The following is a 13,912-nucleotide window of genomic DNA, read 5'->3' as shown; positions in this document are numbered from 1 at the left end:
GCATCCGCAGCAAAGAAAAAGAAGGAGACAACACAGATCTTGACCCCTGCCTGACCCGAAATCCATACTCAAAGCCGGGTCAATTCTCGATGAAAAACCCGGGTCAGTTCTGGGTGAAAATCAACAGTGCAGGAGGTCGCGCATGACCTGATGGGCGGTCAGGTCTCGCTGTCGATCCGCGAGGTCGATCCCGCCGATTACGACTGGACGCCCGCGCTGGAACAGCCGATGCCCGCGCCTCCTGCCGCCCCGGCCGAGGCCCCGCTGCTGCGGCCCATGACAGAGAGCGGCAGCTGGTCGGGGCCCTTCTTCGAAGGTGCGGCGCTGCTCGATGCCGAGGGAGAAGCGCGCCGCCCGGTGATCATCGCCAGCTGGTCGCCCGCGCTGGCCTCATTGGCAACCGGCATGGAATGGCAGATCCGGCTGGCAGGCGAGACCGACGTCATCCTGCATGGCTCGATCCAGACCGTCGCGGCCGGTCGCGCCGAGATCAGCGCCGGGATTCTGCCCGGGGCCAGCTATGAGGCCCGCCTGACGCCGGTCGCGCCTGCAATGCGGGTGCAGGCATCGGCATGGGAGCCGGTGACGGTGCCCGATGTGCGGCTGGGATTCCCGGATGTGCAGACAGAGATCGCGGCCTCCCTGACGCTGCTGCGGGACTGGATCGACGGGGGGGTGACCGATCTGCCCTCCGCCCTGACAGACCTGCTGGACCGGCTGGGCCAGACCATCCCGCGCGTCACCTCGGCCGAGCAGGTGATCGAGGATATCGCGCTGGAGCTTCTGGGCGCGCGGATCGAGGTGGATTTTCTCGCGCAACGCGGGGTGGATGCCGGGATCTATGTCGATCCGGAATCGGGTCAGGTCCGGATCGCCGGGATCGAGACGCTGGAAAACCGCCAGAGCGCGGCGGAAATCCGGGTGGACGGAATCGCCGCCGAGATCGAGCTGCGCGCGACCTTTTCCTACGTCAATCAGGCGATCACCGATGCGCTGCTGGACCCCTCGCAGATCCCGATTGTCGAGGGTCTGCAATTGCAGGTCAGCGATGCGCTGCTCCTGCTGGATGCGCAGACTGCCGAGATCGCGGCCAAGGCCTCGGCTCTGGTGGTCGAGGGGCTGGTGGCGAGTGTCAGCCAGGCGGAACTGGATATCGATGCTCTGGAGGCAGAGATCGCGCTGCGGGTCACCAGCGCCGATTTCGACCTGCTGGGCGACCGGGTCAATACTGCCGAGGTGCAGCTTTCCGCCCTTGATGTGCCGTCGATCACCTTCACGGTCCAGCAGACCCGCCGCCAGACCGCCGATCTTGACGATGCCGCACTGGTGACGCTGGAGGATCTGCTGACCGGCTATGCCGACCGGCAGGCGATCCGTGAGGCGACGGCCTCGGCGCAGATCCAGCTGAAATCCAGCGTCGATGAGGCGTTGGCGGCCGAGGCCTCGGCCCGGATCGCGGTTGATACCGCCCTGGGCAATCTGGCCAGTCTGGTTGCCACCGAATATTACAGCCGCAGCGATACGGATGCGGCGATTGCGGCGGCGACACTGTTGCTGAAGACGACGATGGAGGGGCCAGGCGGATCAGTCGGGTCGCTCGCCGCCAATCTGAGCACCAATTACAGCACGACGGTCGCGGTCAATGCGGCGATTGCTGATGCCCTGACGCGGCTTGATGCCAGCTACGATGGCTCGGCGGCGCGGGGTCAGTTCCGGATCACGGCAGAGGCAGGCCCTGCGGGTGCCCATACGCGGATCGGCCTGTCGGTTGCGGCGACGGCCGCCGCTGCGGCGGCTTCCGAGGCGTCGCTCTTCATCGAGGCGATCAGCGGCGGTCGCAGCCGGATCCTGCTGGACGGGGATCTGGTCGCGATCCTCAATGGTGCGGGCGGGGCCGAGGCGCCCTTCATCGTCACGGGCGGTGAGGTCCATCTGCGCAAGGCGATGATCAAGGAAGCCGATATCGACACGCTGAAACTCGCGGGTCAATCAGTGACCATCCCGGTCGCTGTCTACCAGCCGGGTTCTTTTCGTCCCGCGACAGGCGATGGAACATACATGGTCGGCGCGCGGATCCTGTCCGAAGGATATCCAACGGTCATTTCCTTCGGTTGTCAGATGGGCGGCTCCGGTTATTCCGAGGCGGAATTTTACCTGCGCCGGAATGGCACGATCATCCATTCGCTGGCAGCAGGCACCGGCCCGCTGGGCGCATCCCAGAGCGTGTTCACCGAGTTTGTCGATGCCGATCCGGGCACCGGATCCGTGGCCTACACCGTCAGCGCAGTCCACGGCGTGAGTGCGGTCAATCGCGGCTTCCCCTCTCCGATCATATCGCGCCGCTCAATGCGCCTGACGCAAACCAAGAGGTGAGCCATGGATCATAGCCAGATGAGCATCGTCATGACCGCAGGGCTTGTCGCCCTGATCGTCCTCTATCTCTCTGCTCACCGGTATGGGCGACAAAAAGGAGCCAAAATGCGCTACATTGTCTGTGTCGAATCCAGCCCGGACCTGTATCAGATCCTGCGCTGGGGGATCGCACCCGAGGACCAGATCGCCCTGCAAGCAGGTGACGGCGAGGTTGCATTCGAGGCACCGGCATCCTGGGATTTCCCGACGGGCAGCACCCCTGCAGGATATTACTACACTCCGTCGACAGGGACGGTTTTTGCGATTGTTGCCCCGCCCCCGCTCCCGGATTTGCAGGACAATCTGGATTACTACCTGCCGCGCATCCGCGAGGCGCTGCGGGCAACCGATTGGGCCATGTTGCCGGATGCCGATCTGACGCCGGGCGAGGTCGCGGAAATGGTCACCTACCGGGACAATCTGCGCGCCCAGGTCGCCCTGATCACGGACGGCTTTCCATCCATTTCCATCCCGGCACCGCCTTATGAGGAGCTTTGAGATATGTCCGCTGAAAAACCATTCGCCCTCGCCGCCCATGTGCAGGAACTGACCGCCGAGAATGCACGGCTGCGGGAACGCAACCGCGCGCTGGCGCAGCTGGCGCTGGCCCGTCAGATCGAGACGCAACAGCTGCAGGAGCGCGCGGCGCTGCCTGTCAGCCCTGATGCCGGGCCTGATGCCGGGGAGGCAGCGGAATGAGCTGGTATCGCACCGGCACCATTGCCGTCACCAATGGCAGCACCAATGTGGTCGGGACCGGCACAGCATGGGTGGGTCAGATCCTGATCGGCAGCGCGATCCACCTGCCGGATGGCCGCGCCTATGAAGTCGCCAACATCGTCTCGGACACGCAACTGACGCTTGGCAGCGCTTACCTCGGCGCCACCGTGTCAGGGCAAGCCTATGCCGTGCAGCCGACCCAAGGCTGGGCGCAGCGGGTCAATCAGCAGGTCGCGGCCTGGATCGCCTTGCAGCAGGGCTATCTGGATGGGCCGCTGGCCGGGCGGTTCGGGGACGGCACGGCCGCGCTGCCGGGGCTGGCCTTTCTGACGGATCTCGATACCGGCCTGCGCCGCCCCGGCGCCAATCGTATGGCGTTTGTCACCAACGCGCTAGACCGGCTGGAGGTCAACAATGCCGGTGCAATCCTGACTGGGCTGCTGAGCGGAACGGCGGTCGTGCAATCCAATACCGACACGACCGCAGGAAGGCTTCCGACTACGGGCTGGATGGGTGCAGGCGGCCCGACTGTCTCTCTTGCTGGCGCTGAGAACCTCAAAGATCGCAATCTCTTTGGAGGGTTCTACAATTATTCCGCGAATGTGACAGCGGGTGGACCTGAGAGCTCTGCTTGGCTCCATGCCATATTTGCCGCCAAGCTTGGACAGGGCCGACAGGCGCTTCTTGACATGCGGACAGCGGGTGGTGGGGCCGCGCGACTTTGGTTTGGCTCGAACAGTAATGCCGGTGACGACATTGTCTGGAGTGAGATATTCCACGCCCGCAATATCCTCGGCACTGTCAGCCAATCTGGCGGTATCCCGACCGGCGCGGTGATCGAACGTGGCAGCAATGCCAATGGCGAGTATGTGCGCTTCGCCGATGGCACCCAGATCTGCACCTTCACAGGGCCGGGGCTGGCCGCGAACAGCGCCTATGGAGCTGTGTTCAGGAACAGCAGCACCCCCACATGGACCTATCCGGCAGGCTTCACCAATCCCCCTGTCATTGGTGGCGCGGCTGATCGGTCTGACCGCTGGGTATGTCCTGGCGCCCCTGGCATCGGCGGCGTGGCATATCGCGTGCAGTCAGCCGTTTCAGACTCGACTGAATACCCAGTGCGTTTGACGGCCATTGGCCGCTGGTTCTGAGGAGGATCCCCATGAAACTGACATTTTCACCCACCCGCATGGATGCCACCCTGACCGCCTCGGTCGCGGGTGACGTGCTGACCCTGAACGGCTCGGCGCTGGATTTCAGCCCGCTGCCGCCCGGTGCCACCCTCCCATGTGCCGCCATCGGGTGCGACTGGATCGCGGGCGATGTGACGCGCGATGAGGCGGGCGTTCTGAGCGTGCCGCTGATCCTGCCGCATGGTCCCATCCCATGGCCCGCCCCGCCCGAGGCGCAGGCGGTCACCCATCCCGAACCGATGGAGGTGGGCGATGGACCAGTGGCCCTGCCGCATTACGAGGCCCCGCAAATCGAGGAGGACGCGGAATGATCGACTGGAGCAAGACCATCACGGCCGAGGATCGCGCCACCGCCGATGCAGAGGCCACCGCCGCCACCGCCCGCGCTGAGGCACTGGCCTATCTGGCCTCAACCGACTGGATGGTGATCCGCGCGGCCGAGACCGGAAAGGCGATGCCCGAGGATGTGGCCGAGGCAAGGGCGGCGGCGAGGGGGGAGGTGTAGGGGTGAGGGACGACGCTTGTTCAACCGGATCGACGGACCATATGCGGGGCTGGGAGGCGTTTTTTGCAAATCCTGTATATCCGGATCCATCTGCTGATTACGCTTTGACTGATAAGATCCGATTCGTGAGCTTTTGGGATATGCTTCAGCTGCAGGCCAGTTCATTTCTATCCGCATTGACACTTTTGGCCTGCGCTGTTGGTGAATTGCGGATGGCTCAGGAAATTACGATTTCAGGCGTGGGATCGAGCGGACCTATGTCGCTCGAACACCGCGCCTCGATTGTGAAGGCGATCCGCACAATTAGGGAAACCAGCGAACAGCATGGCTTGAAGGTTTCGCATACCAACGCCTGTCGGTGTCATGACAGCAGTTTCGAAATACTATCCTCATCCCAGACGATCCCGCCTGCGGGGATCAATCAACTGATCTTCGCTATCTCATCCCTCGTCCAGACGGTCGTTGACGAAAGCCGAAACCGGATGTTCTACGCCCTCGATCAGGGGGCCGAGATCGGCCAGCAGGATGCGGACGGATTGTTCGGCCCGCGCGTCGTCGATGCTTTCCCGGATGCCGCCTTCGACATTGCCGAGGCAGGCCGATGCCTGAGTTTCAATCTGTGGACGGCGGCCGTCATGCATACGATGCGGGCGCAGGAGATCGGTCTGAAGGCATTGGCGCGGTATGTCGGAGTGGAGTGGAGCGACAACTGGAATCGTGTCCTGAACGAGATCGAGGCCAGATTGCGCGAAGTCAGACGTTCACGCGATGGAGCCGAGGCTGAAGAATGGGCTTCGGAGGCGGGCACCTATCTGCGCTTTGTGAAGAACGCTTGGCGGAACCAGTCGATGCATTCAGTGTCACGCTATGATGCCCGGGAGGCTCGGGACATCTTCGCCAGCACAAAGTCCTTCATGACCCATCTTGCCGAGAAGCTTCGCAGCGATGGTCCTGCAGAGTCAGATGCGCCCCCGGCAGACGAGATTTAAACACCCCTTCAACGCCCCTTTCAGCCCCCCCTCAACCTGTCGTTCAACACCCCTTGCAGCCCGTCCGTTCAAAAACCGTTCTGCTGCAACATTCGGTGTCAATCACTGCAAGAATCCGTGGCGAGCTACACCGCGAATCCCCTTTACAGTGTCCGCGCCTTCCCACACTATATCTGGTAAGAACCAGCGCTGGGTCTACTGACCTTTGTCGGACACCCAGTTCCTTGTGGCGAAAATCTACAGGGGCGCAAGAACGAGGCAGGGCATGTCGCTTTCGGAAGATTATCTTGGCGATGACATCCATCCGATCGACATTGTCGAGACGCTGGCCGAGCATCACGCATGGGATTTCGACCGGATGGGCGATGACCGGATCGCCATGGCGGTCGAAGGGCAGTGGCGCACCTATACCCTGACGCTGGCCTGGTCGGACAGGGATGAAACCCTGCGCTTGCTGTGCACGTTCGAGATGGAGCCGCCCGAGGAACGCCTGCCGCAGCTTTATGATTTGCTCAACCGTTGCAATGACATGGTCTGGACCGGCGGCTTTACATGGTGGGCGGAACAGAAGCTGATGGTCTGGCGCTACGGGCTGTGTCTTGCAGGCGGGCAGACCGTCGGACCCGAGCAGATCGACCGCCTGATCGCCGGGGCCATCATGGCGGCGGAACGCTTTTACCCGGCATTCCAACTGACCACATGGGGCGATCACAGCCCGGCCGAGGCGGTGAAGGTCGCCATTGCAGAGGCCTACGGTCGCGCCTAACCTGCCGCCGGAAACGGCAGGGGATGATCTATGGATATGGAACGGGTGAACGCGCGGGGGCTGGTCCTGCTTGGTTGCGGCAAGATGGGCTCGGCACTTCTGGCCGGCTGGCTTGCCCGCGGGCTGAAGCATCAGACGGTCACCGTTCTTGACCCCAACCCATCGGACTGGTTGCAGGCGCAGGGGATCCGTGTCAACGGCCCGGTTCCCGCGCGTCCTGCCGTGGTGGTTCTGGCCGTCAAACCGCAGATGATGGGCGAGGCGCTGCCGCTGCTGGCTCCGCTGGGGCAGACCGATGCGCTGATCCTTTCTGTGGCAGCGGGCACCACCTTGGCGCGGTTTGAAACGGTGTTCGGGCCGCAGGCCGTGCTGGTGCGCGCCATGCCCAACACCCCCGCCGCTGTCGGACGCGGCATCACCGCCATCGTCGGAAATGCCCGCGCCGGTGAGGCCGATCTGGCACTGGCCGAATCCCTGCTTTCGGCGGTGGGGGAGGTCGTGCGGCTGCAAAGCGAATCTCAGATGGATGCCGTGACCGGGCTTTCCGGCTCGGGCCCCGCCTATGTCTTTCACCTGATCGAGGCGATGGCAGCGGCCGGCGAGGCGCAGGGCCTTGCCCCGGACCTCGCCATGCGGCTGGCCCGCGCCACGGTCTGCGGTGCAGGGGAGCTTGCCCATCAGACGCCCGAAACCTCGGCGGCGCAGCTTCGCATCAATGTCACCTCACCCGGCGGCACCACGGCGGCGGGCCTGTCAGTGCTGATGGATCCCAAATCTGGCTTTCCCGACCTTCTTCGCCGCGCGGTGGCGGCGGCAACTGAACGCGGGCGGGAACTGGGCCAATGATTTCCTATGACGATTTCGCAAAGGTCGATATACGGGTCGGACGCATCACCCGGGCCGAGCCTTTCCCCGAGGCGCGCAAGCCCGCGCTGAAGCTGTGGGTCGATTTCGGGCCGGCGATTGGCGAAAAACGATCCTCGGCCCAGATCACTGCGCATTATACGCCCGACACCCTGATCGGGCGGCAGGTGCTGGCGGTGGTCAATTTCCCGCCGCGCCAGATCGGCAAGGTCATGTCCGAGGTTCTGGTCCTCGGCCTGCCCGATGAAAGCGGGGAGGTCGTGCTGATCGGCCCCGGCCATGACGTCCCACTTGGAGGAAAGCTGTTTTGACCCCGTCTGTCCTGATCACCCGTCCGCTTCCCGACCGTGTCATCTCTGAGGCGCTGACGCGATTCGCGCTGACCCTGCGGGAGGACACGACCCCGATGACCAAGGCGCAATGCATCGAGGCGCTGCAGACCTATGATGCGGTGCTGATGACATTGGGCGACCCCTTCGCCGCGGATGTGTTTGCGGCCGCCCATGCGCCGCGCTGCCGGCTTCTGGCCAATTTCGGCGTGGGCTACAACCATATCGACGTCGCGGCGGCCCGCGCGGCGGGGGTGGAGGTGACCAACACCCCCGGTGCCGTCACCGATGCCACGTCGGATATCGCGCTGACGCTGATGCTGATGACCGCAAGACGGGCAGGGGAGGGCGAACGGCTGGTCCGCTCGGGCCTCTGGGAAGGCTGGCACCCGACGCAGATGCTGGGCATGCATCTGACCGGCAAGCGGCTGGGGGTGATCGGTTTCGGACGGATCGGCAAGGCCATCGCCAAACGGGCGCATTTCGGTTTCGATATGGAGGTCCGTTTTCACAACCGCTCCACCCTCGCCGATCCGGGAATGCCGGCGGTCCAGGTCGGGCTGGACGAGGTTCTGGAGACCTCCGATATCGTGGTCATCGCCGCCCCTGCGAACCCCTCGACCCATCACCTGATCGGCTCGGCAGAACTGGCGAAGATGCAGCCCCACGCCATCCTCATCAATATTGCACGCGGCGATATCGTAGATGAGGCTGCATTGGTTGCGGCCCTGACGGAACGCCGGATCGCGGGGGCGGGGCTGGATGTCTATGAATTCGAACCCAAAGTCTCGCCCGAACTCTTGCAGATGGAGAATGTGACGCTGCTGCCGCATCTGGGCACGGCGGCGCTGGATGTGCGGGAGACGATGGGCCTGATGGCGGTCGACAATCTCAAGGCGTTTTTCGACGGCGCGCCGGTGCCCAATCCGGTCTGACGGCATGGCCCTCATCCCGACCGCAGATATCCCCGTCGGAGGCCTCGGGAGCCGCGTTGCGTGGCGCTGGATCGGGCAGTCCCGCCAGAATGAACGGAGCCGCCTATGATCATCTCGCGCGGGCGGCGGTTCATCTTTGTGCATATCCCCAAGACCGGGGGCACGGCGCTGAGCCTTGCGCTGGAGGCGCGGGCGATGAAGGATGACATCCTGATCGGTGACACGCCCAAGGCCCGGGCCCGGCGCCGGCGGCTGCAAGGGGTCAAGGCGCAGGGGCGGTTGTGGAAGCATTCGACACTGGCCGACATCGCCGGGCTGGTCAGCGATGCCGAAGTGGCCGGTTTTTTCACCCTGGCGCTGGTGCGCAACCCTTGGGACCGCGCGGTCAGCTATTACCACTGGCTGCGCGCGCAGGGATTCGCGCATCCGGCGGTGGCGCTGGCCAAATCACAGGGTTTTTCAGGCTTTCTGAATCACCCGCAGACGCAGACCTCGCTGCGGCTGTGGCCCGCCTCTGCCTATCTGCGCGACCGCCACGGGGCAGAACGCGCCAGCCTGTTCCTGCGGCTGGAGCATCTGGTCGAGGATCTGGCTCCGTTCGAGGCGCATCTGGGCTTTCGTCTGCCACCTGTGGCGCGGGTCAATGCATCGGCCCGTGCGGCCGATTGGCGCGGCTATTATTCCGACGCCGATGCGGCCCTGCTGGGCGAGATCTGCGCGGAGGATGTCGCGCGGTTTGGCTATGGGTTCGATGATGCGGCCATTGTGCGGATCTGATGGACCGGGCACCAGTTGCAAGCACCCGGGGCTTTGCCCCGGACCCAAGGATACCTTTATTTGGAAAAAAAGGCCCGCCGCGCTGGACAGGCCTCTGTCACCAGAGTTTCAGGCGGCCTTTGGCTGCTGGGCAAACCGGGTGTAGAATTGCTGCCCCTTGGCCGCCATGTCCCGCAGCAACGCGGGCGCGGCAAAGCGTGCGCCGTGGGATGCAGCCAAGGCATCGCAGATTTCCACGGCCCGGGCCGCCCCGATGATATCGAGCCAGCCGAAGGGGCCACCCGACCAGGGCGCAAAGCCCCAGCCCAGAACCGCGCCGACATCGCCCTCGCGGATATCCGTCAGCACGCCTTCCTCCAGCGCGCGCACCGCCTCCAGCACTTGCGCCATCAACAGGCGCTGCTGCACCGAACTCAGATCAGGCTGGACATCGGCTGCAGGATACTGGGCCTCCAGCCCCTCCCAAAGGCCCTGACGCTTGCCTGCCTCGTCATAGCTGTAAAAGCCTGCATTCGCCTTCTTGCCCAGACGGCCCTGATCGGCCATCGCGAACAGAACCGTATCCACCGCGCCATCGGGATAGGTATCGCCCATCGCCAGTTTCGTGGCCTTGGCGATCTTCACGCCAAGGTCGATCGAGGTTTCATCGACCAGTTGCAGCGGTCCCAGCGGCATGCCGACCAGTTTCGCCGCATTCTCCACCAGCGCCGGGGCCACGCCCTCGGCCACCATACGGATGCCTTCGTTGATATAGGGAATGATGCAGCGATTGGCGTAGAAGAAACGCGCGTCATTCACCACGATGGGCGTCTTGCGGATCTGGCGGACGTAATCCAGCGCCTTGGCCACGGCGCGGTCGCCGGTTTCCTTGCCCCGGATGATCTCCACCAGCAGCATCTTGTCCACCGGGGAAAAGAAATGGATCCCGATGAACTGATCGGGCCGCGCACTGGCCTTGGCCAGATCCGAGATTGGCAGGGTCGATGTATTGGTGGCAAAGATGCAATCGGGGCCCACCACGGCCTCGACCTTGGCGGTCACATCGGCCTTGACCTTCATATCCTCGAACACGGCTTCCACGATCAGATCACAGCCTGCAAGGGCCGTGTAGTCGGTGGTGGCAGTGATGCGGCCCAGCACTTCGGCCTTCTTCTCGGGCGTCACCTTGCGGCGGCTGATGCCTTTGTCGAGGATGCTTTCGCTATAGGCCTTGCCCCGGTCGGCAGCGTCCTGTGCGGCGTCGATCAGCACCACCTCGATCCCGGCATTGGCGCTGACATAGGCGATGCCTGCCCCCATCATGCCCGCCCCGATGATCCCGACCTTCCTGACGGTCTGATCGGGCGCTTCGGGCCGGTTGGCGCCTTTCTCAAGCGCCTCCTTGTTGATGAACAGGCTGCGGATCATCGCGGTGGATGACGGGTTCATCAGCACCGAGGTGAACCAGCGCGCCTCGATCTTCAGCGCGGTATCGAAAGGCACCAGCGCGCCCTCATAAACCGCCGACAACAGCGCCTTGGCCGCCGGATAGACGCCCATCGTCTTGCCATGCACCATGGCCGAGGCACCGACAAAGGTCATGAAACCCGCCGGATGATAGGGGGCACCACCGGGCATCTTGTAGCCCTTGGCATCCCAGGGCTTCACCAGATCGGCGTCTTTCGCGTTCAGCACCCATTCCTTCGCCCGGGCCAGAAGTTCACCGGCAGGCACCACCTCGTCGATGATCCCGCCTGCCTTGGCACCCTTGGGGTCCGACAGCTTGCCTTCCAGCAGGAAGGGGGCCGCCATCATCGCGCCCAGCTTGCGCACCAGCCGTGTGGTGCCGCCCGCGCCGGGGAAGATGCCGACCATGATTTCGGGCAGGCCGATCTTGGCGCGGGCGTTGTCGGCGGCGATGATGCGGTGGCAGGACAAAGGCAGTTCCAGCCCGATGCCAAGCGCCGTGCCGGGAAGGGCCGCGACAATGGGTTTGCCGCCTTTCAGGGTCTTGGGGTCCATGCCCGCGCGCTCGATCTTGCGCAGGATCTGGTGCATCCGCATCACCCCGTCAAAGATCCCCTCGGCCCCGCCTTCCTCGCGCATCCGCGCGATGACGTTCAGATCCATCCCCCCGGCAAAGTCCTTCTTGCCCGAGGTCAGGATGATGCCCTTCACACCCGCATCGGCAAGGGCGGCGTCAATCAGCCCGTCCAGTTCGGCGAAACCGACAAGGGACATCACATTCATGGATTTTTCCGGCACATCCCAGGTGATGGTGGCAATGCCGTCGGTATCGGTGGTCATCGTGAAATCGGTCATGTCTTCCTCCGGTCGGCAGGGGGGCGGATCTGGATGTGCCGGCGTCCCTGCGGGAAATCTTGGGCGGGAAATCTGGGGCGGGGCTGCGGAAGTGTTTCCCGCAGCCCGGTCACGGGGTCAGACCCGTTCAATGATCGTGGCCGCCCCCATGCCCGAGGCGATGCAAAGCGTGGCAAGGCCCGTGCCCTTGCCGGTCCGCTCCAACTCATCCAGCAGGGTGCCGATGATGATGGCCCCGGTCGCGCCCAGCGGGTGGCCCATGGCGATGGAGCCTCCATTCGGGTTCACCTTCGCGGGGTCCACGTCAAAGGCCTGCATAAAGCGCAGAACGACACTGGCGAAAGCCTCGTTCACCTCGAAAAGGTCGATATCGGAAATCGACATGCCGCTGTCTTTCAGGATCTTTTCGGTCACCGGCACCGGGCCGGTCAGCATGATCGTCGGATCGGTCCCGATCTTGGCCGTGGCGCGGATGCGGGCGCGGGGTTTCAGGCCATGGGCGCGGCCAAACTCGGCATTGCCGATCAGCACCGCCGCCGCCCCGTCCACAATGCCGCTGGAATTGCCCGCATGGTGGATATGCTCGATCCGTTCCAGATGCGGATATTTCATCAGCGCGATCTTGTCGAAACCGGGCATCACCTCACCCATGTCCTTGAAGGACGCTTTCAGCGCGCCAAGCGCCTGCATATCGGTGCCGGGGCGCATGTATTCGTCATGGTCCAGAATGGTCAGCCCGTTGCGGTCGCGCACCGGCACGACGGAATTCGCAAAGCGCCCCGCAGCCCAGGCCTCGGCGGCGCGGCGCTGGCTTTCCACCGCCAGCGCATCGGCCTGATCGCGGGTGAAACCGTATTGCGTGGCGATGATATCGGCGGAAATACCCTGCGGCACGAAATAGGTCTTCATCGCAAGGCTGGGATCAACGGCAATCGCCGCCCCGTCCGACCCCATCGCTACGCGGCCCATCATCTCGACCCCGCCCGCGATATAGGCATGGCCCGCGCCACCCCTGATCTGATTGGCGGCAAGGTTCACAGCCTCCATCCCGGATGCGCAGAAGCGGTTGATCGCAAGGCCGGGAATGGACTGATCCAGTTCCGACAGCAGCACCGCCGACCGCGCAAGGCAGCCGCCCTGTTCGCCGACTTGCGTGACATTGCCCCAGATCACATCCTCGACCGCATGGCCCTGCAGCCCGTTACGGTCTTTCACCGCGTTCAGGATGTTTGCCGACAGCGCAACCGAGGTCAGTTCATGCAGCGCACCATCGGGCCGCCCCTTGCCGCGCGGTGTGCGGACGGCGTCATAGATATAGGCTTCGGTCATCTTGTCCTCCTCATGCCCGGTCGGAAGGATTGCCGGGCATCATGTCATAGGGGTGTTTCCAGCCGGGCAGCGCCGCGATACGGTCAAGCCAACGGTCGATATGGGGCCAGTCGGCGCGCGAAAAGCCGAAGGGTTCAGGGTAATACAGATAGCCGCATAGCGAGAGGTCGGCGATGGTCACCGCCCCGCCCACCACCCAGTCCCGGGTCGCAAGATGATCCTCCAGCACGCGATAGGCGGCCTTCAGGCGGCCCTGCTGGAACGGGATCACGCCTTCAGGGCGCTTGGCCTCGGGCAGGAAATTGTTCAGAAAGCGCGTCGTGCCGATCTGGCCCGAGAATTTGTGATTGTCCCAGAACATCCAGCGCAGGATGTCGCGCCGTTCCGCCGCCGAACGCCCGCCCAGCTGACCGGTCTTTGAGCTGATATAGTCGAGGATCACGCCTGACTGCGTCAGCACCGTCTCGCCATCCACGAGCACCGGAACCTCTCCCATCGGGTTGAGCTTGCGGAATTCCTCGCCACGCGCCTCGCCATTGAAGAAATCGACATAGACCGCTTCCCAGTCCAGATCCGCGAAGGTCAGCGCCAGCGCGCATTTATAGGCATTTCCGCTTTCGCCGAAGCAATAGAGCTGTGTCGTCATGATCTGTTCTTCCCTTCAGGTTTCGACCGGTCGCCGGGGGCTTCGCGCCCCCGGACCCCCGCGCGGTATTTGAACCAAGGTGAAAGCCACGGCAGGCACCTTGCGCCCGGTGTTTCATCCTGGTCCAAATACCTCCGCCGGAGGCT

15 protein-coding genes are annotated in these 13,912 nt (G+C 63.8%); 12 read left to right on the top strand and 3 right to left on the bottom strand.

Features of this window, described 5'->3' with window-relative positions; all coding sequences use genetic code 11:
• The first annotated feature begins 126 nt into the window (after positions 1–126).
• From JL811_RS12280 to JL811_RS12225, 12 genes are all read left to right on the top strand, one after another.
• Positions 127–2,373 carry a hypothetical protein gene (locus tag JL811_RS12280; RefSeq protein WP_202688913.1) on the top strand — a complete coding sequence of 749 codons (2,247 nt, stop codon included), beginning with the start codon at positions 127–129 and terminating at the stop codon, positions 2,371–2,373.
• Between the two features lie 18 nt (positions 2,374–2,391).
• Positions 2,392–2,910, top strand: coding sequence for a tail fiber assembly protein (locus JL811_RS12275; protein WP_202688912.1), 519 nt, complete (start codon positions 2,392–2,394; stop codon positions 2,908–2,910).
• Positions 2,911–2,913: 3 nt separating this feature from the next.
• Positions 2,914–3,111 carry a hypothetical protein gene (locus JL811_RS12270; RefSeq protein WP_202688911.1) on the top strand — a complete coding sequence of 66 codons (198 nt, stop codon included), beginning with the start codon at positions 2,914–2,916 and terminating at the stop codon, positions 3,109–3,111.
• Complete coding sequence (locus JL811_RS12265; RefSeq protein ID WP_202688910.1) at positions 3,108–4,283, top strand: hypothetical protein; 1,176 nt, start codon at positions 3,108–3,110, stop codon at positions 4,281–4,283. The genes JL811_RS12270 and JL811_RS12265 overlap by 4 nt, the downstream gene beginning before the upstream one ends.
• An 11-nt stretch (positions 4,284–4,294) precedes the next feature.
• Positions 4,295–4,636, top strand: coding sequence for a hypothetical protein (locus tag JL811_RS12260; RefSeq protein WP_202688909.1), 342 nt, complete (start codon positions 4,295–4,297; stop codon positions 4,634–4,636).
• Entirely contained in the window at positions 4,633–4,830 is a 198-nt protein-coding gene (locus JL811_RS12255) for a hypothetical protein (protein WP_202688908.1), read from the top strand. Before JL811_RS12260 ends, JL811_RS12255 begins: the two co-directional genes overlap by 4 nt.
• 41 nt (positions 4,831–4,871) lie before the next feature.
• Entirely contained in the window at positions 4,872–5,819 is a 948-nt protein-coding gene (locus tag JL811_RS12250; protein WP_202688907.1) for a hypothetical protein, read from the top strand.
• A gap of 265 nt (positions 5,820–6,084) precedes the next feature.
• Positions 6,085–6,585 (top strand): type III secretion system chaperone family protein, encoded by a 501-nt coding sequence (locus JL811_RS12245; RefSeq protein WP_202688906.1) that lies wholly within the window; start codon positions 6,085–6,087, stop codon positions 6,583–6,585.
• A gap of 30 nt (positions 6,586–6,615) precedes the next feature.
• Positions 6,616–7,431, top strand: coding sequence for a pyrroline-5-carboxylate reductase (gene proC / locus JL811_RS12240; protein WP_202688904.1), 816 nt, complete (start codon positions 6,616–6,618; stop codon positions 7,429–7,431).
• Entirely contained in the window at positions 7,428–7,760 is a 333-nt protein-coding gene (locus JL811_RS12235; RefSeq protein ID WP_202688902.1) for a tRNA-binding protein, read from the top strand. Before proC ends, JL811_RS12235 begins: the two co-directional genes overlap by 4 nt.
• Positions 7,757–8,713, top strand: a complete 957-nt coding sequence (locus JL811_RS12230) for a 2-hydroxyacid dehydrogenase (protein ID WP_202688900.1) — start codon at positions 7,757–7,759, stop codon at positions 8,711–8,713. The genes JL811_RS12235 and JL811_RS12230 overlap by 4 nt, the downstream gene beginning before the upstream one ends.
• A 105-nt stretch (positions 8,714–8,818) precedes the next feature.
• A complete protein-coding gene (locus JL811_RS12225; protein ID WP_202688898.1) occupies positions 8,819–9,490 on the top strand; it encodes a sulfotransferase family protein in 672 nt (223 codons plus the stop codon).
• Between the two features lie 108 nt (positions 9,491–9,598).
• Here the strand turns inward: JL811_RS12225 and JL811_RS12220 are convergent, their stop codons facing one another.
• From JL811_RS12220 to JL811_RS12210, 3 genes are all read right to left on the bottom strand, one after another.
• Entirely contained in the window at positions 9,599–11,791 is a 2,193-nt protein-coding gene (locus JL811_RS12220; RefSeq protein ID WP_202688895.1) for a 3-hydroxyacyl-CoA dehydrogenase NAD-binding domain-containing protein, read from the bottom strand.
• Positions 11,792–11,908: 117 nt separating this feature from the next.
• Complete coding sequence (locus tag JL811_RS12215) at positions 11,909–13,120, bottom strand: acetyl-CoA C-acetyltransferase (protein ID WP_202688893.1); 1,212 nt, start codon at positions 13,118–13,120, stop codon at positions 11,909–11,911.
• Between the two features lie 10 nt (positions 13,121–13,130).
• Positions 13,131–13,766 carry a glutathione S-transferase family protein gene (locus JL811_RS12210; RefSeq protein ID WP_202688891.1) on the bottom strand — a complete coding sequence of 212 codons (636 nt, stop codon included), beginning with the start codon at positions 13,764–13,766 and terminating at the stop codon, positions 13,131–13,133.
• Between the last annotated feature and the right edge of the window lie 146 nt (positions 13,767–13,912).

This window comes from Szabonella alba (assembly GCF_016765775.1).
In the GTDB taxonomy this organism is placed as follows: domain Bacteria; phylum Pseudomonadota; class Alphaproteobacteria; order Rhodobacterales; family Rhodobacteraceae; genus Szabonella; species Szabonella alba.
The sequence above is the reverse complement of the archived record's forward strand: the minus strand, read 5'-3'. Positions and strand labels throughout refer to the sequence as shown.

Excerpts from the sequence above, each read along its gene's own strand:
- JL811_RS12275 (WP_202688912.1), top strand. The coding sequence starts at position 2,392 with ATGAGCATCGTCATGACCGCAGGGCTTGTCGCCCTGATCGTCCTCTAT.
- JL811_RS12270 (WP_202688911.1), top strand. The coding sequence starts at position 2,914 with ATGTCCGCTGAAAAACCATTCGCCCTCGCCGCCCATGTGCAGGAACTG.
- JL811_RS12265 (WP_202688910.1), top strand. The coding sequence starts at position 3,108 with ATGAGCTGGTATCGCACCGGCACCATTGCCGTCACCAATGGCAGCACC.
- JL811_RS12260 (WP_202688909.1), top strand. The coding sequence starts at position 4,295 with ATGAAACTGACATTTTCACCCACCCGCATGGATGCCACCCTGACCGCC.
- JL811_RS12255 (WP_202688908.1), top strand. The coding sequence starts at position 4,633 with ATGATCGACTGGAGCAAGACCATCACGGCCGAGGATCGCGCCACCGCC.
- JL811_RS12250 (WP_202688907.1), top strand. The coding sequence starts at position 4,872 with ATGCGGGGCTGGGAGGCGTTTTTTGCAAATCCTGTATATCCGGATCCA.
- JL811_RS12245 (WP_202688906.1), top strand. The coding sequence starts at position 6,085 with ATGTCGCTTTCGGAAGATTATCTTGGCGATGACATCCATCCGATCGAC.
- proC (WP_202688904.1), top strand. The coding sequence starts at position 6,616 with ATGGATATGGAACGGGTGAACGCGCGGGGGCTGGTCCTGCTTGGTTGC.
- JL811_RS12235 (WP_202688902.1), top strand. The coding sequence starts at position 7,428 with ATGATTTCCTATGACGATTTCGCAAAGGTCGATATACGGGTCGGACGC.
- JL811_RS12225 (WP_202688898.1), top strand. The coding sequence starts at position 8,819 with ATGATCATCTCGCGCGGGCGGCGGTTCATCTTTGTGCATATCCCCAAG.
- JL811_RS12220 (WP_202688895.1), bottom strand. The coding sequence starts at position 11,791 with ATGACCGATTTCACGATGACCACCGATACCGACGGCATTGCCACCATC.
- JL811_RS12215 (WP_202688893.1), bottom strand. The coding sequence starts at position 13,120 with ATGACCGAAGCCTATATCTATGACGCCGTCCGCACACCGCGCGGCAAG.
- JL811_RS12210 (WP_202688891.1), bottom strand. The coding sequence starts at position 13,766 with ATGACGACACAGCTCTATTGCTTCGGCGAAAGCGGAAATGCCTATAAA.